Genomic DNA, 24,601 nt, shown 5'->3' on the forward strand with positions numbered 1-24,601 from the left:
GTCCGGTCAGACGTCCCCGCCGTCCGCCCAGCCCTCGCCGGTGCCGCGCTGGTGCACGGCATCGCCGTCGCGCACGTCGCCGGCGGCGATCGTGTCCTGCGTGGCCAGCCGCGCGTAGATCGGGGTGAAGTCCGGCGCGGTGGCCTGCATCAGCTGCTCGAAGCTGTCGATGACGAAGTAGGTCTTCTGGAAGGTGTCGATCCGGTAGCGGGTGCGCATGATCCGCTCCAGGTCGAAGCCGAGCCGGTTCGGCGCGGCCGACTCCAGCGAATGCAGCGATTCGCCCTTGGAGGAAACGATGCCGGCGCCGTAGATGCGCAGGCCGTCGGCCTGGCGGATCAGGCCGAACTCGACCGTGTACCAGTACAGCCGGGTCAGGTTCTGCAGCGCATCCGGGCCGATCGCGTGCGCCTTCACCCCGCCGGCGCCGTAGGCCTGCATGTAGTCGGCGAACATCGGGTCCATCAGCAGCGGCGCGTGGCCGAACAGGTCGTGGAACAGGTCAGGCTCGGCGATGTAGTCGATCTGGTCCGGGCGGCGGATCCACCAGGTGACCGGGAAGCGGCGGTTGGCCAGGTGGTCGAAGAAGTCCAGTTCCGGCAGCAGGCCTTCCACGCCCACCAGGGTCCAGCCGGTGGCCGCGCCCAGCACTTCGTTGAGCTGGTCGAAGCGCGGGATCGCGCGCGCGTCCATGCCCATCGCGTCCTGCGCCTGCAGGAACTCGTCGCAGGCGCGCCCGGCGAGCAGCTCGCGCTGCCGCCGGTACAGCGTGCCCCAGGTGGCATGGTCGGCGGCGCTGTAGTCCAGCCAAGGCTGCTCGACCACGGCCGTGGTGTAGACCGGCACGTAGCCCTTGTCGGTCTGCATGCCCTCGGCGGGCTTGTACTCGACGCGGCGCGGGACGGGGCTTTCGGACATGGCGGCGGGCTTTCCGGGGGCGAGCGCCCAGCGTAGGCCCGATCCGGCGCAACAGGCTTGCAAAGTTGCAGGAATTGTCCGGCTGCGTGCAATCTTGTTGCGTAGATGAATGTTGCGAGGCAACAAATGGCCGCGACCGCCACCTTCGACCGCACCGATCTGCGCCTGCTTGCCCTGCTGCAGCGCGATGGCCGCGCCAGCAACGCCGACCTCGCCGCGCAGGTGAACCTCTCGCCGTCGGCCTGCCTGCGCCGGATCCAGCGACTGGAGTCGACCGGGGTGGTCGCCGGCTACGCGGCCCGGCTCGATCCGCAGGTGCTGGGCCTGGGCCTGCAGGCCTTCGTCCGGGTGCAGCTGGAAAAGCACGGCGCGCCGGGGATCGAGCGTTTCATCGCCGCCGTGCAGGAGTGGGAGGAAGTGGTGGCCTGCCATGCGCTCACCGGCGACATGGACTACCTGCTGCAGGTCTACGTACGCGACCTCGAGCACTTCTCGCGCTTCCTGCTCGACCGCCTGCTCAACGCCTCCGGCGTGGCCGACGTCAATTCCAGTTTCGTGCTGCGCACGGTCAAGGGTTTCACCGGGCTGCCGCTGCCGGCGTGAGGCCCGCGCGGACGGAGGCCGTGCGGCGTTCCCGGGCGGGCCGGCGCGCTCGCCGCGGGCGGGCCGTGTTTCCCGCAGCACCCGGCGCCAGGATGCGGCGATCCCCGGCGGAGGATGGACATGCGCATGCAGGCTGCAGTCGCATTGCTGGTGCTGGCACCGCCCGTGGCCCCGGCCCACGGCCCGGAGGGCTACGAACGCGGGATCCACCAGGCCAGCGCGCTGCTGCCCGGGTGCCGGCAGGAAGCCGAAGCGCGCTATGTCGGCCGCGGCGAGACCCGGCGGCAGTGGAGTGCGCGTTACAGCGATCGCGCCAACATGCGCTCGGTCGAGGGCCGGTTGCGCGTGGACGGGCGCGACGTGACCGTCCGGTGCCGCATCGCCCGCGGCGCGCGCGAACAGTACGCGACGATCGAGTTCGACGACCCGCAGGCCCGATGCCGGGCGCCACGCCTCCGCGGGTGGCCCCGGCGCGGAGGCCGGTGGATCCGGCGGCCTCCGCGGAGCGATGGAAGGACCGCGGTGCCGGCGTGCTCAGAAGCGGTTGTCGCCGTCGAGGATCCGTCCGAGCCCGCCGAGCACCGAGCCCTCGCCCCGGTTCTGCCCGCCGCCCTGCGGCGCCGCGGCCAGCATGCGCCCGGCCAGGCGCGAGAACGGCAACGACTGCAGCCAGACCTTGCCCGGCCCGGTCAGGGTGGCCAGGAACACGCCTTCGCCGCCGAAGAACATGCTCTTGATCCCGCCCACGGCGCGCACGTCCATCGACACGCTGGCGTGGTAGCCGACCACGCAGCCGGTGTCGACGTCCAGGCGCTCGCCCGCGGCGAGCTCGCGCTCGACCACGCAGCCGCCGGCGTGGATGAAGACCCAGCCGTCGCCCTCGAGCTTCTGCATGATGAAGCCCTCGCCGCCGAACAGGCCGGTGAGGATGCGCTTCTGGAAGTGCACGCCGATCTGCACGCCGCGGGCGCCGGCCAGGAAGCTGTCCTTCTGGCAGATGATCCGGCCGCCGTGTTCGCCCAGCTTCATCGCCAGCACGGTGCCCGGATAGGGCGCGGCGAAGGCGACCCTCGCCTTGCCGGCGCCGGCATGGGTGAACACGGTGGTGAACAGGCTCTCGCCGGTGACGACGCGCTTGCCCGCCGACATCAGCTTGTCCATGAACCCGCCGCCCTGGCTGGCCGGGTGGCCATCGCCGAACACGGTGTCCATCTGCACGGCCGCGTCCTTGAACATCAGCGCGCCGGCCTCGGCGATCGCGCTCTCGCCCGGATCCAGCTCCACTTCGACGAACTGCATCTCCTGGCCGTGGATCCGGAACTCGATGTCGTCGGCGCGGCTGCGGCCGGGCGGGCGCGGCGGCGGTGGCGGGGTACCCGCGGGATCGCCGGGGACGCCATCGACCAGTTCGGCGACGCTGCGCACCGGCAGCCAGTCGCCCATGCCTTCGCGCCAGGCCAGCAGCGCGGGATTGCGCAGCGCCTGGGCGCGGGCGGCGTCCAGGTCCATCGGGCCGCTGCGGCGGTTGCTGGCGGGGTCGTGCAGGTACCACTGGCTCATCCGGCCTCCTGGGCGTGGGGACAGGGGCGAATGTAGGCGGGCGACGCCCCGGCCCGCAGGTGCCGGAAGTCGCGCCGTGCGCGCCCGCGCGCCTGCCGCGCTACAGCGCTCCGGCCAGCGGCTGCGCCAGTGCCTTCGCTTCGGCCGCGCAGTCGCGCGCCGGCGCCAGGCCCCGCGCGCGCGCGGCGGCCAGCTCGCTGGCGGCGGCCGACACGTCGGCGCGGAACGCCGGATTCGACTGCAGCCGCGCGAACGTGCCGGAGGCCATGAAGCGGCCCTGCAGCACGTCGCTCTGCCAGTGCACGTTGCACACCAGCCGGCTTTCGCCGAAGTGGCGGCCGCGCGCCAGCAGCGCATCGGTGCGTTCCGGTGCCGCCTGGGCCAGCACCAGCGCCCAGGTCCAGCCGATGGCCACGTGGCCGGACGGGTACGAACCATTGCCGCGCAACGCCGCTTCGTCGGCCGGGGTGCAGGTCGGCGCGCCGTTCTCCACGAACGGGCGCGGGCGCCGATGGCGTTCCTTGGCGGCGCGGGTGGACGTGGCCGCGTCGGTCAGGGTGCGCCGCAGCAGCCGGTAGGTCGCCGGCGTGCGCTCCGGGTCGATGCCCACGCCGAGTGCGCAGGCGAAGGTGCCGGCGGCGAAGGGAAAATCCAGGTCGGCGTCGCGCGTGGCCTGCTCAAAGCGCGGGGTGCCGCGCAGCGCGAGGGCGGCGTGCATGACCGCCCGGTCCTGTGCCAGCGCCGCGGAACCCGCGGCCGGCGGCGCCGGCACCAGCGCCGCGCTGTCCGGCACCTCCGCGGCCGCGAGGTAGCCGGCCAGCACGCCGGGCCGGATCTCGCGGACCGCGTCCTGGGCAGGCGGCTGGGTGGTCGCCGCCGGCGTGGCCGAGCAGGCGGCCAGCACGAACAGCGAACACGCCGCTCCGGTCAACCGGATCGCCCGCTCCCGGCGGACGCTGGAACGCTTCATCGGGTGGTCTCCTGGGTCGCGGCGTCCAGCCCGTCGCGCAGGGCGTCGAGCAGCTGGTCGTCGATGTCGTGGCGGTGTTCCCAGTACATCATGCCGCCGAGTCCGCGTTCGCGGACGAACGCAGCCTTGGCCGCCAGCGACTGCGGATCGTCGTAGCTGACGAAATGGCGGCTGCGCGCGTTCCACAGGTATGGCGCCTGCGCCTCGGCGTCCCAGTGGCGCACGTCGCCGTCGCGCCCCGGTCGCTCGCGCAGCACGCGCCAGGGCACCGAGTCGACGAAACGGCCGTAGGGCTGGTACAGGCCGTCGCGCGCGGGCGCCACCTCGGCGAACTCGCGCCCGTAGAACGCCACGCCGACATGGATCTTGCGCGGCGGCACGCCCGCGGCGAGGAACTCGTCCACCGCCTGCACCGTGGTGCGGCTGCCTGGCGGCGCGTGGCGCGAACGGTCCAGCCCGGTGTGGTGCCCCGTAGTGGGACCCAGGCTGCCATGGAAGTCGTAGGTCATCAGGTTGATCCAGTCGAGCACGCGCCCGATGCGGGCGAGCTCCAGTCCCTGCGCGGCTTCGCCGTCGGCCGCGGCGATGGTGAGCAGGTAGCGGCGGCCGTCCTGCCAGCCGGCCTCGTCCAGGCGCGCGCGGACCTCCTCGAGCATCAGGCTGAAGTTCACGCGGTCCTCGGGGCGATGGCTGATGCCCGGTCCCGGCAGGGTCGGGTATTCCCAGTCGATGTCGATGCCGTCGAGCCGGTGCTCGCGCATCAGCCGCACCGCGCTGTCGGCGAAGCGCGCGCGCGACTGCGGAGTCAGCGCGGCCTCGGAGAAGTGGTCCGCGCCCCAGCCGCCGATGGAGACGAGGATATCGAGGTCGGGATTGTCGCGGCGCAGCGCGGTCAGTCCCGCGAGCGAAGCGGACGCGGTGTCGCCGGGCAGGTACACCTCGCCGCGTGGATCGACCAGGGCGAAGGCGAAGTTGATCGCGTCGAGCTTGCCGGCGCTGATCGCCGGAAGCGTGGGTCCATCCATGACGTAGCCGACCAGCTTCAGCCTGGGCGCTCCCGCGCCCGGCGGCGAAGCCGGCACGGCGGCGGGCAGGAGCAGTGCCAGCGCGAGCAGCCCGCGCAGCAGCCGTGTCGCGAAGCGGGACTGCAGGTCGGTCATGGTGTCGCTCGGGTGTTCCGGGGGCGGTCACTATAGCGACGCCACGCGGGGCTCACGTGCCAGGTGCGGCGATGTCCGGTTGCTGGCGCGCGCCTGTCCAGCGCAGGTCCGTGCCGGTGGCGCGCACGGACTCCGCGCGCATGCGAGCGGTCAGGCTGCCGACATCAGCGGCGGCCCGAGGTCCACGCGTTCAGTCACGCCGGTCCCGCGGTGGCCGCTGCACGAACGGCAGGACCTTGCCCTGCCCGGGATCGCCGTCGTCGCGGTGCCACAGCACCGGCACCGTCCCCGGCGAAGGAGGCTCCAGGCCGTCGCGTTCGTCGTCGCGCCGCTGGGCGGCTTCTTCCTCCAGCTCCCAGCTGTAGCGCTTGCGTGGCGGCAGCGGGTCCAGCCGCCGGAACAGCACCCCGGCGAGGACGCCGGCGAGCGCCCCGCCCAGGTGCGATTGCCACGAGATGCCGTCGCCATGCGGAAGCACGGTCAGGACCGAGCCGCCGTAGAACAGCAGCGCCACCATCCCGGCGGCGATGGACGGCCGGTCGCGGCGCAGCAGGCCCAGGGTGGTGACCATGAACATCAGCCCGTGGGTCACCCCGCTGGCGCCAAGATGGCGGCTGCCTGCTTCGCCGAGCACCCATGCGCCGAGGCCCGAGCCGAGCCAGAGCAACGGCAGCGCACGCAGCGTCGCGCGCGGATAGACGCTGCCGGCCAGCGTGCCCAGGATCAGCAGCGCCGTCGCATTGGCGGCCAGGTGCGCCACCGATCCATGCAGCAGCGGCGCGGTGAGCATGCCGAGCAAAGACGCCGCGTCGCCCGGCGATACCGCCATCGCGTCGACCGGCAGCCGCGGCTGCAGCGCGAACACGACCAGCAGCAGGGCCACGAAGCCGAAACTGAGGTTGAAGGCCAGGAGCAGCCGGCGGCGGTCGCGCTCGGCGTCGTTCGGCGGGTGCGGGGCGCTGGTCATGATCCCTCCATGGTCTCCCTTCCATGGCGATGGGGCCGGCGCGAATCAAGGGCGGGCAAAAAAACGGGCGCGGTTCGCACCGCGCCCAAGCTTGCTCACCCTGCTGGGAGAGAGACAGGAGAGAGAGCGTCCCTACTACTTCACCTCGAACTCCTTCGACTGGACGACCGATCCGTCGAGGGAGATTTCGACCTTGTAACGTCCGGCGGGGAGGCCGTCCGGCTTGCTGATCTGGAACGCGGTGACGCCATCGCCGGTGAGGTTCAGGTCGCGGCTTTCCTCATGCACGGTCTGGCCGTCCTGGAACGTCCACTTCGCCGACAGCTTGCCCGGCACGCTGGCCGAGGCATCGGCGGTGCGGGTCGCGACCGAGGCGTAGATCGTGTCCCTGGGCGCGAACGTGGTGGCCGGGGCGGCCACGCGGTTGTCGGCGCCGACACTGTTGCCCAGGTCGACGGTGGTGACCGCGGCGGCGGGCGTGCTCGCGGCGGGCGGGGTGATGGGCGCCGGCTCCGGCGTCGTGGCGGCGGGCGCGGGCGGCGGCGTCGGCTCGGGCTTCTTGCACGCGGACAGCGCCAGGGCAGTCGCCAGCGCGGCGGAGAGCGGATACAGGATGCGGGTACGGCTCATGGGGTGTCCTTCCTTGCCTGTCAGTCGGAGAAGCGCGATCACGGCTGCGCCGGGGGAATCCGGAGGACCTGGCCGGGACTGATCCGGTCCGGGTCGTCCAGCTGGTCGCGGTTGGCCTCGAAGATCTGCGGCCAGGCGCTGGCCTTGCCATAGAACTGGCGGGCGATGGCCGAGAGCGTGTCGCCCTTCTCGACGGTGTACGTCTGCTCGGGCGGGTTCAGGATTTCCTCGGTGGAGCGGACGCCACCCTGTACGTTCGAAAAGTCGGGACGCTCGCTCTCGGTGCTGCGCACGCCGCCCTGGACGTTGGAGAAATCCGGCTTGTTTCCGCTGGCCATGCGCGCGACCCTCTTATCACCGAAGTCGCGGCCACGGTCTCACAGGCTCCGTTAACAAAGCATCTGGAGCTCGTGAAGTGTTTATTGGCCCGCGCCGTGCGGGCGCGGCACGTTATTGACGCAGGTCACGCATCGCCGTGGGCGCGGGCAGGCCGGCGGTGGCGCGCCACGGATTGATGTCCAGTCCGCCGCGCCGCGTGTAGCGCGCTTCGACCGACAGTTGCGCCGGCCGGCAGCGCGCGAGCACGTCGAGGAAGATGCGCTCCACACACTGCTCGTGGAACTCGGCGTGCTCGCGGAAGCTGACCAGATAGCGCAGCAGGCCGGTGCGATCGATGCGCGGCCCGCGGTAGCGCAGGTGCACGCTGGCCCAGTCCGGCTGCCCGGTGACCGGACAGTTGGACTTGAGCAGGTCCGACCGCAGGTATTCGTCCACGCGCGCGCCTTCGTCGGCCGACAGGTGCCCGGCGTCCGGCGGACCGTATGCATCGAAGTCGGCATCGATGCCGTCGAGGGACTCGCCCGCATCGGCCGGGGCCATCGGCGGCAGGCCGAAGGCCACCGCGACCGGCGCCCCGGCGCAGGCCGACAGGTCGGCGGCGATCCGCGCGCGCAACGCGTCGTCGTCGTCGAAGCGGGTGGCATTGAGCGAGTTGAGGTAGAGCTTGAGCGACTTGGACTCGACCAGGTTCGGCGAGGTGGCCGGCACCTGCAGGGTGGCGGTGGCGACGCGCGGCTTGCCGCGGCGGTCCAGCCAGGACAGTTCGTAGGCATGCCAGCGGTCGTGGCCGGCGAACGGCAGCGGGCCGCCGGCCACGCCGAGTTCGGCGCGGGCGCCGGCCCGGGGAATCGGGAACAGCAGCGACGGGTCGTAGCCGGTCGGGTAGGCGACCTCGCGACCGAGGCTGGAATCCTGGGGGGTGTTCATGCAGCCATTCTAGGCGCCCGTCCCCCAACCCCGGCCAAGCAGCCGTGCGGCCTTCAGCGCGGGGCCAGCGCGATCAGCCCGATCGCCGCCACCGCCAGCGCGATCGCGACGCGGTTGAGCCACGAGGTCTTCTCGCCGAACGCCAGCACGCCCACCGCGGTGCCGAGCACGACCACGCCGATGTTCATGGTCGCGAACACCACCGCCGGGCTGTCGGGCAGGGCCTGGTGCGCGCGCACGTAGAAGACGATGTTGCCGAAGTTGAGCACGCCCAGCAGCAGTCCGGCGCCGACGTGGCGCAGGCCCGGGCGCACGCCGTGGCGCAGGCGCCGCCAGCCCTGCCAGGCCAGCATGCCGCCGAAGGCGAGGACGAAGGCGACCAGCAGCGCGGCGGTCGCCGGCGTGCCCGACAGCGCCAGCCGCTTGAGCAGCACGTCCACCGCGGCGAAGCCGACCCATACCGCGAGCAGCAGCAGCCAGCCGCGCCGGTCGGCGGCGTCGCGTACCGGCCGGGCCACGATCCCGGCGACGGCGAGCAGGCCCAGCGCCAGTCCGGCCAGCTTCAGCGGCCCGGCACGCTCGCCGAAGAACACGAAGGCCGCCAGCAGCGACAGCAGCAGCGACAGACGCTGGGCCACGTCGGTGCGGACGATGCCGACACGGCGGACCGCGGCCGCCAGCACCAGGAACAGGGTCGGCAGGACCGCTGCCAGCGCCAGCAGTTCCGGCCACGGGGCGCCGGGCTGGCGCAGCGAGGCGTGGGGCGGCTGCAGCAGCCACGCGCACAGCAGCGCGGCGGCCAGGTAGTTCCAGGTCACCATCTGGCCCACGTCCCAGCCACGGCGCGGGGCCAGCTTGAGCAGGACCGACACCAGCACGCTGCAGGCCACGCTGAAGAGGATGAAGTGCATGGCGTGCCGGCAGGGGGACGGGCGCGGATTGTAGAAGGTCCGGCGCGTGCGGCGGCGGGGCGTGCGGCGTCCTACAATGGCCGCATGGTCCAGCCCGCCTTTCCCGCCGCGTCCGAAACCCTGCTGCTCGACGGCCCGGCCGGCGCGCTCGAGGTCGCCGTCGACCTGCCCGAACCGGCCGACGCGCGCGCGCTGGTGGCCGTGGTCTGCCATCCGCTGCCGACCGAGGGCGGGACCATGCACAACAAGGTGGTGACGATGGTCGCGCGCGCGCTGCGCGAGCTCGGCGCGACCACGGTGCGCTTCAACTTCCGCGGAACCGGCCAGTCCGCCGGCGCCTTCGACCATGGCGCCGGCGAGCGCGAGGACCTGCGCGCGGTGGTCGACTGGGTGCGCGCGGGCCGGCCGGGCGATGCGCTCTGGCTGGCCGGTTTCAGCTTCGGCGCCTACGTGAGCCTGTCCGCGTCCGCGGAACTGCAGCCGGATGCGCTGGTCTCGATCGCGCCGCCGGTGTCCGGGCGAGGCTGGGACTTCGCCGGGATCGAGATCCCGGAGGTGCCGTGGCTGGTGGTCCAGGGCGATGCCGACGAGATCGTCGACGCGCAGGCCGTGTACGACTGGGTGGACGCGCTGCCGCGCAGGCCGCAGCTGGTGCGTATGGTGGACACCAGCCACTTCTTCCACCGCAAGCTGATCGACCTGCGAGGCGCGATCCAGCACGAAGTGAAGGCGTGGCTGCCGACGGCATGACCGTGACGTCCGCAGTGTCCACGCCGTCGCAGGCCTACGCCGCAGGCGCCGGTGCCGGGCGCTGGCGCGACGATCCCGCGCAGCATCCCGCGTTGCGCGAGCTGGACCGCATCCACCGCGAGCTGCTCGCCGCCACGCCGGTTGGCTGGCGGGCCAGGCTGGGCCTGGGCGGGCGCCCGGACCCGGTGAAGGGCCTGTACCTGTGGGGGGGCGTCGGCCGCGGCAAGACCTTCCTGGTCGACCTGTTCTACGACGCGCTGCCGCTGGAGCAGAAGCGCCGCACCCACTTCCACCGCTTCATGCGCGGCGTGCACGAGCAGCTGCGCGAACACGCCGGCCAATCCGACCCGCTGGCGCGGATCGCGCGCGAATGGCGCGGCAGCCTGCGCGTGCTGGTGCTGGACGAGTTCTTCGTCACCGACATCGGCGACGCCATGCTGCTCGGCCGGCTGCTGGAGCGCCTGTTCGCCGAGGGCGTGACCCTGGTCACCACCTCCAACACCGCGCCGCAGAACCTGTACAAGGACGGCCTGCAGCGCGACCGCTTCCTGCCGGCGATCGCGCAGCTGCGCGAGCACTGCGTCGAGCTGGCCGCCGACGGCCGCGAGGATTACCGCTTGCGTGCGCTGACCCGCTCGCCGGTGTACCGCCATCCGCTGGATGCCGGCAGCGAGGCCTGGCTGGGCGAACGCTGGGCGTCGCTGGCGGGCGGTGCCCCGGCGCGTGCCGGCAGCATCGAGATCGAGGCCCGCCGCATCGCGGTGCGCGGCCGCGGCCGCGGCGTGGCCTGGTTCGACTTCGCCGAGCTGTGCGAGGGCCCGCGTTCGACCGCCGATTACATCGAGATCGCGCGCGAGTTCCAGGTCGTGCTGCTGGGTGGCATTCCGTCGTTCGACGCGAACAACGAGGACGCCGCGCGGCGCTTCGTCAACCTGGTGGACGAGCTGTACGACCGCCAGGTCACCCTGGTCTGCACCGCCGCCACCGCGCCGGTGGCGCTCTACAGCGGCAGCCGCATGGCCGGCGCGTTCGAGCGCACCGCCTCGCGCCTGATCGAGATGCAGAGCGCCGAATACCTGGCGCGCGCGCACCGGGGCTGAGCTCGACGAGGACCGCCGCCACGACAGGCGGCTCGTGCGCCTGACCGGCGCGTGGACAAGTTCGACCCCTAGCCTGGAGACGCACGATGCCGAACACGTTGCCGCAGGCGCACCGGGACTTCCTCGAGCGGATCCGTACCGCGGTCGAACGCGACCCGCGGATGCTCGCACTGCTGGCCGGCGGATCCTACGTGCATGGCGGCTTCGACCGGCACTCGGACCTGGATTTCGTCATCGTGGTCGACGACGCGGCGTACGACGGGGTGATGGCATCGCGGCTCGCCTTCGCCGGGGGCCTGGGCGAACTGCTGTCGGCGTTTACCGGGCAGCACGTCGGGGAACCCCGCCTGCTGATCTGCCTGTACGGACCGGCGCTGCTGCACGTGGACCTGAAGTTCGCCACGGCCGACGACCTCGACCGGCGCGTGGAGCGCCCCGGGGTACTGTTCGCGCGCGACCCGCGGCAGGTGGAGGCGCGGCTGGATGCGGCCACGATCGCCTGGCCTGCGGCCTCGTCCGACTGGTTCGAGCAGCGCGCCTGGACCTGGCTGCACTACGCCGCGGCCAAGCGGGCGCGGGGCGAGCTGTTCGAGGCGATCGGCATGCTCGCCTTCTTCCGCGACCAGGTCCTGGGGCCCATGCTGCATCGGCGCGCCGGGCGTCCACAACGCGGCGTGAGGCGGATCGAAATGCTGGAGCTGCCCGGCGCCGATCGCCTGGCCGACACCGTTGCCGCGCACGGCACGGCGTCGGTGCGCTCCGCGCTGCTGGCCGCGATCGCGCTCTACCTCGAGCTGCGCCGGGACGATTCCGCCCATCGCACCGGTCGCCCGGATGCCGGAGGCACTGCTCGACTACATCGGGGATCCCTGACCACGTTCCCGCAAGGGCCGATCGCGAGCCGCGGCGCCGGACCCGGCCCGCGGCACCTGCGCGACGGGCGTGGTGCGGCAGCCCGACGCCGCGAACCGGTCGCCAGGAATCGCGCATGGACGAGTCGTTCGCCCGCGCGCAGGCGGCCCCGGTGGCACGCCGTGTCCGGATGCGGCGAACCAGGAGGGGCGGGCGTCCGGCTCCGCCGGCGAACGCGTGGCATGCCGTGGTCGCACCTGCGGCCGCGCTGTCCACCGATGTCGACCACGGGATGTGCTCGTCACGGTTTCGCCATGAGCGCGATTCCCGCCACGCGGTGCCTGGTGCGCGGCGTCCTTCAGGACAGGGGGGCAGTCGTTTCGTCCAGGCGCGAGGCCGGCCCGGCCGCTGGGTCGGGTGCCGTTCGCAGCCGCCACGCCACCGCCCCCAGCCACGCCGCATACAGCGCGATGACCGCCTTCTGCGACCCGCCGCGCGGCAGTGCCTTCCACAGCGCATGCAGCCACAGGCCGGCGAACGCCAGCACCGCCAGCGCCAGCAGCGGTGCGGCGGCGCGGCGCCAGTGCGGGTCTCGGTGGAGCGAGGTCGACTGCAGCAGCATGGCGACGCCGACCAGCAGGAAACTGGCGATCGCCGACAGGCCGTGGACCAGGGCGCCGGCATCGCTTACGGGATGGCCGGGGCTGGCGCCGGGCCAGGTCGCGGTGATCGCCAGCGACAGGCCGCCGCCGACCAGCAGGGCCGGCACCAGCGCGTAGCGTGCGGCCGGCGCCAGCGCGCGCCGGAGGCCCAGCGCCAGCAGGACCGACGCCAGCGCCAGGCCGTAATAGGCCGCGCGCAGCCATGCGCTGTCCGGCCCGGACAGGTAGAAGCTCAACGGTGCGTGCCACCAGTCGTATTCCACGCGCACGGCCTGGACCGCGATCGCGCCGGCGCAGAACAGCAGCACCAGGACGAAGGCGGCGGTACCGGGGAGGGCGGCGGTCGGGCGGGGTGCAGGCGCGGGCATGCGCGCAGTGTCGCCCGGAATGGCCGGCCCCATCAGCGACCGGCATCGCGGTCAGCGCAGCCGCGCGTCGAGCCAGCGGTCCACCGCGTCGGTGTAGGCCGAGGGCCAGCCGAGCTCGCGGTTGACGGCGGCGTGCGACAGGTCTTGCGGCAGCACCTCCATGGCCACGCCCAGCGACGCCGCCCTTGCGCGCAGCGCTTCGGCCTGCGGGCAGGCATCGTTGCGGCGGGTCGAGCAGACCAGCAGCATCGGCACGGCACCGGGCGCGAGCCGGTGCTGCGGGGATGCTTCCACCCAGTCGTCCGGATCGGGCCCGAACGCGCGGTGGTACAGCGGCGGCAGGCGTGGCCGGCGCATCATGTCCGGCACGTCCAGCGCGCCACTGTCCAGCGACACCACCGCGAGCGGACGTCCCGCCCGTGCCTCGCGCCACAGCGTGTCCGAAGCGCCCACCAGCGCGGCCAGGTGCGCACCGGCCGAGTGCCCCACCAGCACCACGCGTGCCGGGTCCGCGCCCCAGTCCGGCGCCAGCCGCTGCACCCGGGCCAGCGCGCGGGCGACGTCGCGGGCCTGGTCGACCGGTGCGGTATCCGGGCGCATCCGGTAGTTGGTCGATACCAGGATCCACCCCTCCGGCAGCCACCTCGCGGCCTTGCCTTCGACCACGCCGGGATTGTCCTTGTTGCCGTTGGCCCAGCCGCCGCCGTGCACGAACAGGATGACCGGCGCGTCGTGCGACGGCCGCGCCGGGAGGTAGGCGTCGAAGCGCTGCCGCGGATCGCGGCCATAGGCGACATCGCGCAGCACGCGGGTGCCGGCGGGCAGTGCGACCGGCTGCGTCGAGGCTTGCCGCGAGGCGTCGCGTGCGCGCTGCACGCGCTCGCGCAGGCCTTCGGCGGAGGCGGCATCCACCGCTGGCAGCAGGATCAGGATCAGGCCGATGGCCAGGCGAAGCGGCATGGTGGTTCCCGGTGGTGGAGGACTTCGGCCGGCCGTCCCATTGCGGGGCGGTCGTGCCATGGCAACGTCCGCCGGCCCGGGGGGTTGACCGGCGCAGCGATGCGGATGCCGGTCGCTGCCCGCCCGCGCACCGCAGGCTGATGCGCGCCTGGCCGGGCAGGCGCGCATCAGCGGGTGCCGGGTGCGCGGCCCTCCCCGCGCGGGCCCGGCCGCCGCCGCGGATGGCGTGGAGGCGCACCCCGGCTTGCCTGCCCGACCGACTGCCTCATCCATCATCGGCCCGATATGTGGTGTTGACCGCCCGGGCGAGCCCCACTATCTTGTGTCCGGTCGGTACCGGCGGTCCAAGCGCCGGTTTAAAAGGGAAGTCCGGTGGGCCCTCGGGGCGAATCCGGCACTGCCCCGCAGCGGTAAATGGGAACGACCCCGCCACAGGAGCACTGGAACCCCAACGGTTCCGGGAAGCGGCGGGTAGGAGGAGGCGCCCCGCGCCCTCCGCGCCCATGAGTCCGAAGACCTGCCGGCAGCCGCGCGATGCACACCGCGCGGTGCCGGCCGCGGAATCTCCGGGGGGAGATGGCTGGCGAAGCACGTGCCGCCCGCAGCCCGCCTGCGCGTTCTCGGTCCGTGCGACGCCGCTTTCCCATCCTCCTGCAGCACCCGGCCTTCCGCAGCCCAGCGAGGGACGGGCCGCCGCGTGCATCACGCAAGGAGGACACCCGTGACCCAGACCGAGGCCGTTGCCGCCATCCCTTCCCGGGACGAAGCGTTCCTGCTCACCCCGCCGCCCACCGCCACCGCGATGAGCGTGACCAAGCGCAACGGCAGCCGCGAGCCGGTGGACCTGAACAAGATCGTGCGCGCCGTGCAGCGCAGCTGCGAAGGCCTGCACGCGGTCGACCCGATGCGCGTGGCCACCCGCACGATCTCCGGCCTGTACGACGGCGCCAGCACGCGCGAGCTCGACGAACTGTCGATCCGCACTGCCGCGCTGCTGACCGGCGAGGAACCCGAATACAGCCGCCTGGCCGCGCGCCTGCTGGCCGGCTACATCGCCAAGGAAGTCACCGGCCAGGAGATCCACGCGTTCTCGCAGTCGGTGGCGCGTGGCCACGAAGTCGGCCTGATCAACGATCGGCTGCTGAACTTCGTCCAGACCAATGCGCGCAAGCTCAACGACGCGCTGGACGCCTCGCTGGACCTGGGCTTCGACTACTTCGGCCTGCGCACGCTGTACGACCGCTACCTGCTGCGCCACCCGCACACCCGCAAGGTGATCGAGACGCCGCAGCAGTTCTTCCTGCGCATCGCCTGCGCGCTGTCGGAGGACGTGCCGGAGGCGCTGGCGCTGTACCGGCGCATGGGCCAGCTCGACTACCTGCCCAGTTCGCCGACCCTGTTCAACAGCGGCACCACCCACGAGCAGCTGTCCTCGTGCTTCCTGCTCGATTCGCCGCAGGACACCCTGGAATCGATCTACGCGAAGTACGGCGACATCGCCCAGCTGTCCAAGTTCAGCGGCGGCATCGGCGTGAGCTACACCCGCGTGCGTTCACGCGGTTCGCTGATCCGCTCCACCAACGGCCACAGCAACGGCATCGTGCCGTGGCTGAAGACGCTCGATTCGTCGGTCGCGGCGGTCAACCAGGGCGGCAAGCGCAAGGGCGCGGCCTGCGTGTACCTGGAGACCTGGCACGCCGACATCGAGGATTTCCTCGAGCTGCGCGACAACACCGGCGACGAGGCGCGCCGCACCCACAACCTCAACCTGGCCAACTGGGTGCCGGACCTGTTCATGCAGCGGGTGGAGGCCGACCGGGAATGGTCGCTGTTCGACCCGCGCGTGGTCCCGGAACTCACCGACCTGTACGGCCAGGCCTTCGAGCAGGCCTACCTGCAGGCGGAAGCGCAGGGCAAGGCGGTCAAGGCGCTGCCGGCGCGCAAGCTGTACGCGCGGATGATGCGCACGCTGGCCGAGACCGGCAACGGCTGGATGACCTTCAAGGACAAGTGCAACCGCGCCAGCAACCAGACCCTGCGCCAAGGCAACGTCATCCACCTGTCCAACCTGTGCACCGAAATCCTGGAAGTCACCTCGGCCGAGGAAACGGCAGTGTGCAACCTGGGTTCGATCAACCTGGGCAACCATTTCGACGTGGATGCCGCGAGCGGCCAGGCGTTCTTCGACTTCGACAAGCTCGCCGAGACCGTGCGCCTGGCCGTGCGCCAGCTCGACCGCGTCATCGATCTGAACTTCTACCCGATCGAGACCGCCCGCCGCGGCAACCTGCGCTGGCGCCCGGTCGGCCTGGGCTGCATGGGCCTGCAGGACGTGTTCTTCCGCCTGCGCCTGCCGTTCGACAGCGAGCAGGCCCGGGTGTTGTCGGCGAAGATCGCCGAGACCATCTATTTCCACGCGCTGGACACTTCGGTGGAGCTGGCGCAGGAGCGCGGCCGGCATCCGTCGTTCGCCGACACCCGGGCCGCGGCCGGCGAGCTGCAGTTCGACGCCTGGAACGTGGTCCCCGAGAACGAGGAGCGCTGGCAGGCGCTGCGCGAACGGATCCGCGAGCACGGCCTGCGCAATTCGCTGCTGATCGCGATCGCACCGACCGCGACCATCGCCTCGATCGCCGGCTGCTACGAATGCGTGGAGCCGCAGGTGTCCAACCTGTTCAAGCGCGAGACGCTGTCGGGCGACTTCCTGCAGGTCAACCGCTACCTGGTCGCCGAGCTGAAGAAGCTCGGCCTGTGGACCCCGGAGGTGCGCGACGCGATCAAGCTGGCCGAAGGCTCGATCCAGGGCATCCCACAGATCCCCGAAGCGCTGCAGCAGGTCTACCGCACCGCCTGGGAGCTGCCGATGCGCTCGCTGATCGACATGGCCGCCGGCCGCGGCGCGTTCATCGACCAGTCCGCCTCGCTCAACCTGTTCATGGAGAGCCCGAACATCGGCGCGATGTCGTCCATGTACATGTACGCGTGGAAGCAGGGGATCAAGACCACCTACTACCTGCGCTCGCGCCCGGCCACCCGGATCGCCAAGACCACCGTCGGCCACTCGACGACGGCTGCACCCAAGCCGGAGTACACCCCGGTGGAGGCGGTCGCCTGCTCGCTGGAGAACCCGGAGGCGTGCGAGGCCTGCCAGTAGGCCGCCGCGGGCGGCCGCAAGGTCGCCCGCACGGGCAGGAGGGGAGAGCAGCGATGAAGCGGTACGCCAACCATTCCGGCGACTCGGGCGTGGAGGCCTACCAGACCACCGCGGTCTCCATCTTCGTGCGGTTCCGCAACCGCCCCGAACCCTACGAGTACCGCAGCACCGGCCGCGCCGGCCCCGAGAAGGTCGCGCGGATGAAAGCCCTGGCCGAGGCCGGCCGGGGCCTGAGCACCTACATCAGCCGGTACGCGCACGACGACTACGAGCGCTGACCGCCACACCGTCCCCTGGAGCAGGCAGGACGCGGGAACAGGATGTTCCGGGCACATGGACGTGCCGCCCCGCGCCGCCTCCCACGCACCGAGAGCCCCGACACGATGTCCGCCCACAACCGCCAGATGCTGCTCGACCCCGGCTTCGAACTGACCCTGCGCCCGATGCGCTACCCGCAGTTCTATGACATGTACCGCGACGCCATCAAGAACACCTGGACGGTGGAGGAGATCAACTTCCAGATCGACATCTCCGACCTGCACGCGAAGATGACGCCGGCCGACCAGCACCTGATCCACCGCCTGGTCGCGTTCTTCGCCACCGGTGATTCGATCGTGTCCAACAACCTGGTGCTGAACCTGTACCAGCACCTCAACGCGCCCGAGGCGCGGATGTACCTGTCGCGCCAGCTGTACGAGGAGGCGCTGCACGTGCAGTTCTACCTGACCCTGCTCGACAACTACCTGCCCGACCCGGGCGAGCGGGCCAAGGCCTTCGCCGCGGTGGAGAACATCCCCTCGATCAAGAAGAAGGCCGGCTTCTGCTTCAAGTGGATCGATTCGATCCACGGCCTGCGCAGGATCGAGACCCGCGAACAGCGCCGCCAGTTCCTGCTCAACCAGATCTGCTTCGCCGCCTGCATCGAGGGCCTGTTCTTCTTCGCCGCCTTCGCCTACGTGTACTACTTCCGCTCGCGCGGCCTGCTGCCGGGCCTGGCGTCGGGCACCAACTGGGTGTTCCGCGACGAGAGCTGCCACATGGAGTTCGCCTTCGAATGCGTGCGTACCGTGCGCGAGGAGGAACCGGACCTGTTCGACGAGGCCATGCAGCAGCAGGTCTACGACATGCTGGAAGAGGCGATCGAATGCGAGCTGCAGTTCGCCGAGGACGTGCTGTCCGGCGGCGTTGCCGGCATCTCCACCCGCGACATGCGCCAGTACCTCCAGCATTGCGCCGACAACCACTTCGCCAAGCTCGGCATGGAACGGCGCTACCACGTGCGCAATCCGCTGCCGTTCATGGAGCTGCAGGACGTGCAGGAACTGACCAACTTCTTCGAGCGGCGCGTGTCGGCCTACCAGGTCGGCGTGCAGGGCGAGGTCGGCTTCGACCACGCGTTCTGAGGCGCGCCGGCCCCCGCCACCGCCCGCGGGCCTCGCGCGCGGGTCCTTGATGCCGACACGGCGAGCGGCTCCAATGGGCCATGCCTGCCGACCGCCGCGACAACCGACATCCGCTGTCCCGCCGCCGGCTCCTGGCGGCCGGACTGGGACTGGCCGCCATGGCGGCGATGCCCGGCAGGGCACGGGCCGCACCCCGCCGCGATGACGACGCGGACTGGATGCCGTCCCCGGAGTTCCTCGACGACCTGCCGCGGCAGATGCAGGCGCTGGGCGTTCCGGGGATCGGCATCGCGGTGGTGGAGGCGGGCCGGTTGGCGTGGTCGCGCGGCTTCGGCGTCACGCATGCGCAGCGGCACGCGCCGGTGACCGACGCGACCCTGTTCGAGGTGGCCTCGCTGAGCAAGCCGGTGTTCGCCTACGCGGTGCTGCAGCTGGTCGACCGCGGCGAGCTGGCGCTGGACCGGCCGCTGGTCGACTACCTGCGGCCGGAATACCTGGGCACCGCGGCGGAGGCGAAGGCATGGCTGGACGCGATCACCGTGCGCGACGTGCTGCGCCATTCCACCGGCCTGCCGGACTGGCGCAAGGACCCGGCGAACCAGGCGCTGGTGCCGGCGGTGAAACCCGGCACGCGGATCGACTATTCGGGCGAGGCCTTCGTCTGGCTGCAGCGCGTGGTCGAGGCGGTCACCGGCGAAAGCCTGGACCAGACCATGCAGCGGCTGCTGTTCGCGCCGGCCGGCATGCGCGACAGCAGCTACGCCTGGAACGCGGCGATGGCGGAACGCTCGGTCTACGGACACCGCGCGCCCGGGGCCGGCGACGATCCGGCCGGAAGCGGGGCCATGCCGCCGCAGATGCTGCGCGAGCAGTGGAGCGTCGCGCAGGCGGTCGCCGACCGCACCGGCACGCCGCTGTCGGCCTGGCGCTACGAGGACGCCGCGCGCGCGTTGCCGCAGGTGCAGGCGATCGCGCCGCCGGGCCTGGTCGCCTGGCCGGCGGACATCCTCGCCAATGCCGCCGCCAGCCTGCGCTGCACCGTGCAGGACTACGCCCGCTTCATGGCGCTGATGGTGCACGCGCCTCCGGCCGCCTGGGAGCTGCGCCCGGCGACGCGCGCGGCGATGCTGAGCCGGCAGATCGAGGTGCCCGGCCGCTGGACCGACAAGGGCCTGGGCTGGAACCTGGAACGGACGCCGCGCGGGCCGGTGTTCTACCACTCCGGCAGCAACGGCGGGATCTTCAAGAGCTTCGCCGTGGGCGACGCGGCCCGCCGACGTGCACTGGTGGTGTCGACCAACGCGGCCAACGGCAACGTGCTCTACCGCCGGGTGGTGCGCGCGTCGACCGGCCTGGACCTGCTGGCCTTCGACGTCTGAGCGGCCCCGCTGGACCGGCGCGGCCCGCGCCCGGCGGCTCCCCGCTTGCGCTAGGCTCTCGGCGGGAGGCCCACGCATGCAGGAACACGCGATGTCCGAGATCCCCACCGCGGAAGCACGCCCGACCGAGGCGCGGCTGCTGCACATGGTCTTCCCCGACCACACCAACCACCTGGGCACGCTGTTCGGCGGCCAAGCGCTGGCGTGGATGGACATGGCGGCCTTCATCGTCGCCTCGCGCTGGGCACGCAGCACGGTGGTCACCGCCCGCTCGGAGCAGGTCGACTTCAACCAGCCGATCCACAAGGGCGACCTTGTGGAGGTCGTGGCCCGGATCGCCAAGGTCGGGCGCAGCTCGATGAACGTCGAGGTCGACGTCATCACCGAAAACCTGCTGACCGGCGAACGCAAGCTGTGCACGCGCGGCCGCTTCGTGATGATCGCCCTGGACCCGCTCGGGCAGCCGACTCCCGCGCCGCCGTTGCCGGCCCCCGCCGGGCCCGCCGCGCCGGCCTGATCCGCGGCTCAGCCGGCCGGGTCGGTACCGGGATGGCGCTGCCGCCACGCCGCCAGCGCCTGCCGGTAGGCGTCGAGCTCCTGCGCGTACAGGTCGTGCACGCAGATCGGGCAGCCGCTCTCGCAGCAGTCGCTGGGCAGCGGCGGTTCGGGCGGCACGGGCGGCGGATCGCCGGCCGCGGCCGCCTGCAGGGGAACGTGCTCGGTGTTCATGGCGTGGCCAGCGTAGCAAGCCCTGTCTGAGCGGCCGGCCAGCGGTGCCGCGCCGCGCAGCCGGCGCGCTGGACGCCGGCTGCAGCGAGTGCAGCGATCAGGCGATCGAGGCGCGGTAGATCGACTCGATGGTCGCGTCCAGCGCCTGGTTGAAGGCCTCGTCTCCCTGCTGCGCGCTCAGGCCTTCGGTCAGGGCGCGGCTGAAGCTGGCGATCACGCCCGGGTTGCGCGCCAGCTTCGCGTTGGCCTCGTCGCGGCTGTAGCCGCCGGACAGCGCGACCACCTTGAGCACCGCCGGGTGGTCGACCAGTTCCCGGAAATAGCCGTCCACGCAGGGCAGGGTCAGCTTGAGCACCACCGGGGTCGCCGGATCGAGCTGGTCCAGCCGCGCCAGCAGGCCCTTCTTCAGCTCGACCTCGATGGCTTCCTTGTCGGCGGCCTTGATGTCCACTTCCGGCTCGACGATCGGCACCAGTCCGGCGGCGAGCACCTGCCGCGCCAGCTCGAACTGCTGGTCCAGCACCCTGGCGATGCCGGCCGGGTTGTTGGCCTTGATCACCGAGCGCTCCTTGGTCCCGAACACGCCCTTGGCCTTGGCCCGCGCCAGCAGCGCCTCCAGGCCCGGGATCGGCTTGAGCAGCTGCACGCCGTCGGCCTCGTCCTCCAGGCCCTTGTCGATCTTCAGGAACGGCACCACGCCCTTGGTCTGCCACAGGTAGTGCGCCGCGTCCTGGCCGGCGAAGCTGTCGTCGAGGGTGCGTTCGAACAGGATCGCGCCGACCACGCGGTCGCCGGTGAAGGCGGGGCTGGTGACGATCCGCGTGCGCATCTGGTGGACCAGCGCGAACATTTCCGCGTCGCCGGAATAGGCCGATTCGTCGATCCCGTAGAGCTTGAGCGCCTTCGGCGTGCTGCCGCCGCTCTGGTCGAGCGCGGCGATGAAGCCCTGGCCGGCGGCGATGCGGTTCTTCTGTTCCTGGTTGATCGACACGATGCGGTTCCTGTGCGACGGGCGGATGGGGCGCGATGGTAGCGCGCGGCCTGTCGGGGCGAAACGAGACAACGCTGTCACCCGCCCGGGCCACCCCGGCTTGCATCGCGCCGCGCCCAGCCCCATGCAGGCGCGATGGATACCGCATCTTCCCGCCCGGACGCCACCGGTGCCGCCGCCGCGGCGTTGCACGATTTCCTGCACCGCCACCGGCGCGTCTTCGTGCTGACCGGTGCGGGTTGCAGCACCTCGTCGGGCATTCCCGACTACCGCGACGCCGACGGCGGCTGGAAGCGCGCGCAGCCGGTGACCTTGCAGGCGTTCACCGCGGACGCCGCGACCCGGCGGCGCTACTGGGCGCGCAGCCTGCTCGGCTGGCCGCGGTTCGCCGCCGCGCGCGCCAACGCCGCGCACCACGCGCTGGCCGCGCTGGAAGCGCAGGGACGGATCGAGGCCCTGGTCACCCAGAACGTCGACGGCCTGCACCAGCAGGCGGGAAGTGCCCGCGTGATCGACCTGCACGGACGCCTGGACCAGGTGGCGTGCCTGCAGTGCGGCGCCCGCCAGCCGCGCGCGGGCATGCAGCAGGCGCTGCTCGCCCTGAACCCGGACTGGGAGCGGCACGTGGCTGCGCCCGCGCCCGACGGCGACGCCGACCTCGAAGGCGTGGATTTCTCCGCCTTCCGGGTCCCCGCCTGCGCGGCCTGCGGCGGCATGCTCAAGCCGGACGTGGTCTTCTATGGCGAAAGCGTGCCGCGGGCGCGGCTGGAGGCGGCGCTGGCGCACCTGCACGCCAGCGATGCGCTGCTGGTGGTCGGTTCCTCGCTGATGGTGTACTCGGGCTTCCGCTTCGCGCGCATCGCGGCGGACGCGGGAATCCCGGTGGCCGCGCTCAACCTGGGACGCACGCGCGCGGACGACCTGCTCAGCCTGAAGGTCGAGGCGGACTGCGCGCAGGCGTTGGCCGACCTGGTCGCGCGCACCCACGCCGGCCAGCCGGGCGGGTGAATCCGGAAGCCCGGGCGACCCGGGAACGGCCTTCACGGCCGCCGCCTATGATCGGCGGGCCGGCCGGTCCGGGATGACCGGCCGTGGCGGACGGGGCGCCTGCTTCCGTGCCGCGCTGCACGTCCCCGCACAGGAGGGCGCCATGTCGTTGCTCCAGGCAATGAAGCTCCTGATCGTGGCCAGCATCGTCCTCAACGTGCTGGCGCTGGCCATGCGCGCGCATGCGCAGGATGTCGTCCACCTCGTGCGCAACTGGCGGCTGGGATTGCGTGCGTTCGTGGCGATGTTCGTCCTCGTGCCCGCGATCGCGGTGGCGATGGTGGCCGCGTTCGAGCTCAGGCCGGAGGTCGAGATCGCGCTGCTGGTCCTGTCGCTGTCGCCGGTCCCGCCGCTGCTGCCGAGGAAGCAGCTGAAGGCCGGTGGCGAAGGGTCCTACATCACCGGCCTGCTGGTCGCCGCCGCCCTGGCCTCCCTGCTGGTCCTGCCGCTGGGCCTGCACCTGATGGGGATGCTGTTCGAGGTCGGGCACCGGATCCCGACCGCGAGCGTGGCGCGAACCCTGGCCATCACCATCGGCGCGCCGCTGCTGCTGGGGTTCGCCATGCGCCGGCTGCTCGGGCGCGCGCGCGCGATCCACGTCTCCAACCTGCTCGGCAGGGCAGGCATGGCGCTGCTGCTGGCGAGCGGACTGGTGGTCCTGGTGGCGGTCGCGCCGGCGATGTGGAGCCTGGTCGGCCGCGGCACGCTGGTGGCATTGCTGGCGATGATCGTCGCCGGCCTCGGCGCGGGCTACCTGATGGGAAGCGACGTGCCGGAAAACCGCGCCGCGCTCGCGCTCGCGTGCGCGACGCGGCATCCCGGCGTGGCCATGGGCGTGATCGCCGCCGGCTTCCCCGACCAGCGCCTGGCGGTGGTGGTGGTGGCCATGGCCGTCCTGCTCAACGTGCCGGCCGGCATCGGCTTCCTGCGGTTCATCCACCGAGGCGGCGACGCGTCGGCCGTGCCGCGCTGAGGGCGGGCGGCGCGCGGCGGCGGCACGACACACTGATCCGCCCATGCGCCTTCCCGCGCGGCGCGGCTGGGGGTCCAATGACGCTCCCCCTGCGCATGCCCCTCGTATGAGCCTGCTGTTCTCGCCGCTGTCGCTCGGCCCGCTCGAGCTGTCCAACCGCATCGTCATCGCGCCGATGTGCCAGTACTCGGCCCATGATGGCTGCGTCACCGACTGGCACCACATCCACCTCGGCAACCTGGCGCTGTCCGGCGCGGGCCTGCTGATCCTCGAAGCGACCGCGGTCGAGCCGCGCGGGCGGATCAGCCACGCCGACCTGGGCCTGTGGAACGACGACCAGGAAGCGGCGTTGAAGTCGCTGGTGGCTTCGCTCCGCCGCTGGTCGCCGATGCCGCTGGGCATCCAGCTGGCCCATGCCGGTCGCAAGGCGTCCACCGCGCGGCCGTGGGACGGGGGCGGCGCGATCCCGGCCGACCATCCCGATGGCTGGAGCACCGTGTCGGCCTCGGCGCTGGCCTACGACGGACGCCACGGCGTGCCGCAGGCGCTGGACGTGGCCGGCATCGACGCGCTGGTCGAGGACTTCGTGCAGGCCGCGCGCCGCTCGGTGCGCGTCGGCCTGGATCTGGTCGAGATCCATGCCGCGCATGGCTACCTGCTGCACCAGTTCCTCTCGCCGCTGAGCAACACGCGCGACGATGCCTACGGCGGCAGCCTGGAGAACCGGATGCGGCTGGTGCTGCGCGTGTTCGACGCGGTCCGCGCCGCGGTGCCGGCAGCGGTGAGCGTCGGCGTGCGCATCTCGGCCACCGACTGGGTCGAGGGCGGCTGGGACCTGGACCAGAGCGTCGCACTGGCCCGCGCGCTGGATGCGCGCGGCTGCCAGTTCATCCATGTCTCCAGCGGCGGCCTGGATCCGCGGCAGCGGATCAGCGCGACGCCGGGCTACCAGGTGCCGTTCGCCGACGCGATCAAGGCCCAGGTGGGGATGCCGGTGATCGCGGTCGGCCTGATCACGCAACCGCGCCAGGCCGAAGCGGTGCTGGCCGAGGGTCGCGCCGACGCGGTCGCGCTGGCCCGCGGCATCCTCTACGACCCGCGCTGGCCGTGGCATGCGGCCGCCGAGCTCGGGGCCACGCTGGTGCCTGCGCCGCAGTTCCTGCGCTGCGAGCCGCAGGAAGCGCGCGGCGTGTTCGCCCGGCGCTGAGCGCGCGGCGGTATCAGCTGCAACCGCCGCGCCGCGACGGC

24 protein-coding genes and 1 riboswitch are annotated in these 24,601 nt (G+C 72.1%); of the genes, 11 read left to right on the top strand and 13 right to left on the bottom strand.

Annotated elements, in window-relative coordinates; genetic code table 11:
- Window positions 1–6: 6 nt before the first annotated feature.
- Window positions 7–918, bottom strand: a complete 912-nt coding sequence (phhA, locus tag ACA089_RS12560; protein WP_372017264.1) for a phenylalanine 4-monooxygenase — start codon at window positions 916–918, stop codon at window positions 7–9.
- Window positions 919–1,044: 126 nt separating this feature from the next.
- On the opposite strand from phhA, the gene ACA089_RS12565 reads away from it, so the two are divergent.
- On the top strand, window positions 1,045–1,521 hold the full coding sequence (locus ACA089_RS12565) for an Lrp/AsnC family transcriptional regulator (RefSeq protein WP_372017266.1): 477 nt from the start codon (window positions 1,045–1,047) through the stop codon (window positions 1,519–1,521).
- A gap of 534 nt (window positions 1,522–2,055) precedes the next feature.
- Here the strand turns inward: ACA089_RS12565 and ACA089_RS12570 are convergent.
- From ACA089_RS12570 to ACA089_RS12605, 8 genes are all read right to left on the bottom strand, one after another.
- The gene (locus tag ACA089_RS12570) at window positions 2,056–3,081 is read right to left on the bottom strand and encodes a TIGR00266 family protein (protein WP_372017268.1); all 1,026 of its coding nucleotides are present in this window, start codon (window positions 3,079–3,081) and stop codon (window positions 2,056–2,058) included.
- A gap of 100 nt (window positions 3,082–3,181) precedes the next feature.
- A complete protein-coding gene (locus ACA089_RS12575) occupies window positions 3,182–4,051 on the bottom strand; it encodes an acid phosphatase (RefSeq protein ID WP_372017270.1) in 870 nt (289 codons plus the stop codon).
- Entirely contained in the window at window positions 4,048–5,211 is a 1,164-nt protein-coding gene (locus ACA089_RS12580) for a glycoside hydrolase family 18 protein (protein ID WP_372017272.1), read from the bottom strand. The genes ACA089_RS12575 and ACA089_RS12580 overlap by 4 nt, the downstream gene beginning before the upstream one ends.
- 190 nt (window positions 5,212–5,401) lie before the next feature.
- On the bottom strand, window positions 5,402–6,178 hold the full coding sequence (locus ACA089_RS12585; RefSeq protein WP_372017274.1) for a rhomboid family intramembrane serine protease: 777 nt from the start codon (window positions 6,176–6,178) through the stop codon (window positions 5,402–5,404).
- Between the two features lie 135 nt (window positions 6,179–6,313).
- Window positions 6,314–6,808, bottom strand: a complete 495-nt coding sequence (locus tag ACA089_RS12590; RefSeq protein ID WP_372017276.1) for a hypothetical protein — start codon at window positions 6,806–6,808, stop codon at window positions 6,314–6,316.
- Between the two features lie 38 nt (window positions 6,809–6,846).
- Window positions 6,847–7,146, bottom strand: a complete 300-nt coding sequence (locus tag ACA089_RS12595; RefSeq protein ID WP_372017278.1) for a LysM peptidoglycan-binding domain-containing protein — start codon at window positions 7,144–7,146, stop codon at window positions 6,847–6,849.
- 112 nt (window positions 7,147–7,258) lie between these two features.
- Entirely contained in the window at window positions 7,259–8,074 is an 816-nt protein-coding gene (queF, locus tag ACA089_RS12600; protein ID WP_372017280.1) for an NADPH-dependent 7-cyano-7-deazaguanine reductase QueF, read from the bottom strand.
- 53 nt (window positions 8,075–8,127) lie between these two features.
- Window positions 8,128–8,985: an EamA family transporter gene (locus tag ACA089_RS12605; protein ID WP_372017282.1), complete on the bottom strand. Its 858-nt coding sequence runs from the start codon at window positions 8,983–8,985 to the stop codon at window positions 8,128–8,130.
- 84 nt (window positions 8,986–9,069) lie between these two features.
- On the opposite strand from ACA089_RS12605, the gene ACA089_RS12610 reads away from it, so the two are divergent.
- Together ACA089_RS12610 and zapE are read left to right on the top strand one after the other, a co-directional pair.
- On the top strand, window positions 9,070–9,735 hold the full coding sequence (locus ACA089_RS12610) for an alpha/beta hydrolase (RefSeq protein WP_372017284.1): 666 nt from the start codon (window positions 9,070–9,072) through the stop codon (window positions 9,733–9,735).
- On the top strand, window positions 9,732–10,835 hold the full coding sequence (gene zapE / locus ACA089_RS12615; RefSeq protein ID WP_372017286.1) for a cell division protein ZapE: 1,104 nt from the start codon (window positions 9,732–9,734) through the stop codon (window positions 10,833–10,835). Before ACA089_RS12610 ends, zapE begins: the two co-directional genes overlap by 4 nt.
- A 1,210-nt stretch (window positions 10,836–12,045) precedes the next feature.
- On the opposite strand, the gene ACA089_RS12620 is transcribed toward zapE, so the two are convergent.
- A complete protein-coding gene (locus ACA089_RS12620) occupies window positions 12,046–12,717 on the bottom strand; it encodes a DUF998 domain-containing protein (RefSeq protein ID WP_372017288.1) in 672 nt (223 codons plus the stop codon).
- Between the two features lie 51 nt (window positions 12,718–12,768).
- Window positions 12,769–13,677 (bottom strand): alpha/beta hydrolase, encoded by a 909-nt coding sequence (locus ACA089_RS12625; RefSeq protein ID WP_372017290.1) that lies wholly within the window; start codon window positions 13,675–13,677, stop codon window positions 12,769–12,771.
- A gap of 314 nt (window positions 13,678–13,991) precedes the next feature.
- A riboswitch (cobalamin riboswitch) is annotated at window positions 13,992–14,217 on the top strand.
- Window positions 14,218–14,479: 262 nt separating this feature from the next.
- On the opposite strand from ACA089_RS12625, the gene ACA089_RS12630 reads away from it, so the two are divergent.
- From ACA089_RS12630 to ACA089_RS12650, 5 genes are all read left to right on the top strand, one after another.
- Window positions 14,480–16,831, top strand: coding sequence for a ribonucleoside-diphosphate reductase subunit alpha (locus tag ACA089_RS12630; protein ID WP_372017775.1), 2,352 nt, complete (start codon window positions 14,480–14,482; stop codon window positions 16,829–16,831).
- A 53-nt stretch (window positions 16,832–16,884) separates the two neighbouring features.
- Window positions 16,885–17,109: a hypothetical protein gene (locus ACA089_RS12635; RefSeq protein ID WP_372017292.1), complete on the top strand. Its 225-nt coding sequence runs from the start codon at window positions 16,885–16,887 to the stop codon at window positions 17,107–17,109.
- A gap of 105 nt (window positions 17,110–17,214) precedes the next feature.
- Window positions 17,215–18,234: a ribonucleotide-diphosphate reductase subunit beta gene (locus tag ACA089_RS12640; protein WP_372017293.1), complete on the top strand. Its 1,020-nt coding sequence runs from the start codon at window positions 17,215–17,217 to the stop codon at window positions 18,232–18,234.
- Window positions 18,235–18,314: 80 nt separating this feature from the next.
- Complete coding sequence (locus ACA089_RS12645; protein ID WP_372017295.1) at window positions 18,315–19,613, top strand: serine hydrolase domain-containing protein; 1,299 nt, start codon at window positions 18,315–18,317, stop codon at window positions 19,611–19,613.
- Between the two features lie 91 nt (window positions 19,614–19,704).
- Window positions 19,705–20,130 (top strand): acyl-CoA thioesterase, encoded by a 426-nt coding sequence (locus ACA089_RS12650; protein WP_372017297.1) that lies wholly within the window; start codon window positions 19,705–19,707, stop codon window positions 20,128–20,130.
- Window positions 20,131–20,138: 8 nt separating this feature from the next.
- Here the strand turns inward: ACA089_RS12650 and ACA089_RS12655 are convergent, their stop codons facing one another.
- Both ACA089_RS12655 and ACA089_RS12660 read right to left on the bottom strand, forming a co-directional pair.
- Window positions 20,139–20,342: an oxidoreductase-like domain-containing protein gene (locus tag ACA089_RS12655; RefSeq protein WP_372017299.1), complete on the bottom strand. Its 204-nt coding sequence runs from the start codon at window positions 20,340–20,342 to the stop codon at window positions 20,139–20,141.
- Between the two features lie 97 nt (window positions 20,343–20,439).
- Window positions 20,440–21,333, bottom strand: coding sequence for a fructose bisphosphate aldolase (locus ACA089_RS12660; protein WP_459077397.1), 894 nt, complete (start codon window positions 21,331–21,333; stop codon window positions 20,440–20,442).
- A 135-nt stretch (window positions 21,334–21,468) separates the two neighbouring features.
- Between ACA089_RS12660 and ACA089_RS12665 the strand changes: the two genes are divergently transcribed.
- From ACA089_RS12665 to ACA089_RS12675, 3 genes are all read left to right on the top strand, one after another.
- A complete protein-coding gene (locus ACA089_RS12665; protein WP_372017301.1) occupies window positions 21,469–22,341 on the top strand; it encodes an NAD-dependent protein deacetylase in 873 nt (290 codons plus the stop codon).
- Window positions 22,342–22,483: 142 nt separating this feature from the next.
- Window positions 22,484–23,353, top strand: a complete 870-nt coding sequence (locus tag ACA089_RS12670) for a hypothetical protein (protein ID WP_372017303.1) — start codon at window positions 22,484–22,486, stop codon at window positions 23,351–23,353.
- A 106-nt stretch (window positions 23,354–23,459) separates the two neighbouring features.
- Window positions 23,460–24,560 (top strand): NADH:flavin oxidoreductase/NADH oxidase, encoded by a 1,101-nt coding sequence (locus tag ACA089_RS12675; protein ID WP_372017305.1) that lies wholly within the window; start codon window positions 23,460–23,462, stop codon window positions 24,558–24,560.
- The last annotated feature ends 41 nt before the right edge of the window (window positions 24,561–24,601 follow it).

The sequence above is a fragment of the Pseudoxanthomonas fibrivorans genome, assembly GCF_041464125.1.
Taxonomy (GTDB): Bacteria; Pseudomonadota; Gammaproteobacteria; order Xanthomonadales; family Xanthomonadaceae; genus Pseudoxanthomonas.

Excerpts from the sequence above, each read along its gene's own strand:
- ACA089_RS12650 (WP_372017297.1), top strand. The coding sequence starts at position 19,705 with ATGTCCGAGATCCCCACCGCGGAAGCACGCCCGACCGAGGCGCGGCTG.
- ACA089_RS12605 (WP_372017282.1), bottom strand. The coding sequence starts at position 8,985 with ATGCACTTCATCCTCTTCAGCGTGGCCTGCAGCGTGCTGGTGTCGGTC.
- ACA089_RS12655 (WP_372017299.1), bottom strand. The coding sequence starts at position 20,342 with ATGAACACCGAGCACGTTCCCCTGCAGGCGGCCGCGGCCGGCGATCCG.
- ACA089_RS12625 (WP_372017290.1), bottom strand. The coding sequence starts at position 13,677 with ATGCCGCTTCGCCTGGCCATCGGCCTGATCCTGATCCTGCTGCCAGCG.
- ACA089_RS12585 (WP_372017274.1), bottom strand. The coding sequence starts at position 6,178 with ATGACCAGCGCCCCGCACCCGCCGAACGACGCCGAGCGCGACCGCCGC.
- ACA089_RS12630 (WP_372017775.1), top strand. The coding sequence starts at position 14,480 with ATGAGCGTGACCAAGCGCAACGGCAGCCGCGAGCCGGTGGACCTGAAC.
- ACA089_RS12565 (WP_372017266.1), top strand. The coding sequence starts at position 1,045 with ATGGCCGCGACCGCCACCTTCGACCGCACCGATCTGCGCCTGCTTGCC.
- ACA089_RS12645 (WP_372017295.1), top strand. The coding sequence starts at position 18,315 with ATGCCTGCCGACCGCCGCGACAACCGACATCCGCTGTCCCGCCGCCGG.
- queF (WP_372017280.1), bottom strand. The coding sequence starts at position 8,074 with ATGAACACCCCCCAGGATTCCAGCCTCGGTCGCGAGGTCGCCTACCCG.
- ACA089_RS12590 (WP_372017276.1), bottom strand. The coding sequence starts at position 6,808 with ATGAGCCGTACCCGCATCCTGTATCCGCTCTCCGCCGCGCTGGCGACT.
- ACA089_RS12670 (WP_372017303.1), top strand. The coding sequence starts at position 22,484 with ATGTCGTTGCTCCAGGCAATGAAGCTCCTGATCGTGGCCAGCATCGTC.
- zapE (WP_372017286.1), top strand. The coding sequence starts at position 9,732 with ATGACCGTGACGTCCGCAGTGTCCACGCCGTCGCAGGCCTACGCCGCA.
- ACA089_RS12640 (WP_372017293.1), top strand. The coding sequence starts at position 17,215 with ATGTCCGCCCACAACCGCCAGATGCTGCTCGACCCCGGCTTCGAACTG.
- ACA089_RS12635 (WP_372017292.1), top strand. The coding sequence starts at position 16,885 with ATGAAGCGGTACGCCAACCATTCCGGCGACTCGGGCGTGGAGGCCTAC.
- ACA089_RS12580 (WP_372017272.1), bottom strand. The coding sequence starts at position 5,211 with ATGACCGACCTGCAGTCCCGCTTCGCGACACGGCTGCTGCGCGGGCTG.
- ACA089_RS12575 (WP_372017270.1), bottom strand. The coding sequence starts at position 4,051 with ATGAAGCGTTCCAGCGTCCGCCGGGAGCGGGCGATCCGGTTGACCGGA.
- ACA089_RS12610 (WP_372017284.1), top strand. The coding sequence starts at position 9,070 with ATGGTCCAGCCCGCCTTTCCCGCCGCGTCCGAAACCCTGCTGCTCGAC.
- ACA089_RS12595 (WP_372017278.1), bottom strand. The coding sequence starts at position 7,146 with ATGGCCAGCGGAAACAAGCCGGATTTCTCCAACGTCCAGGGCGGCGTG.
- phhA (WP_372017264.1), bottom strand. The coding sequence starts at position 918 with ATGTCCGAAAGCCCCGTCCCGCGCCGCGTCGAGTACAAGCCCGCCGAG.
- ACA089_RS12675 (WP_372017305.1), top strand. The coding sequence starts at position 23,460 with ATGAGCCTGCTGTTCTCGCCGCTGTCGCTCGGCCCGCTCGAGCTGTCC.
- ACA089_RS12570 (WP_372017268.1), bottom strand. The coding sequence starts at position 3,081 with ATGAGCCAGTGGTACCTGCACGACCCCGCCAGCAACCGCCGCAGCGGC.
- ACA089_RS12665 (WP_372017301.1), top strand. The coding sequence starts at position 21,469 with ATGGATACCGCATCTTCCCGCCCGGACGCCACCGGTGCCGCCGCCGCG.
- ACA089_RS12620 (WP_372017288.1), bottom strand. The coding sequence starts at position 12,717 with ATGCCCGCGCCTGCACCCCGCCCGACCGCCGCCCTCCCCGGTACCGCC.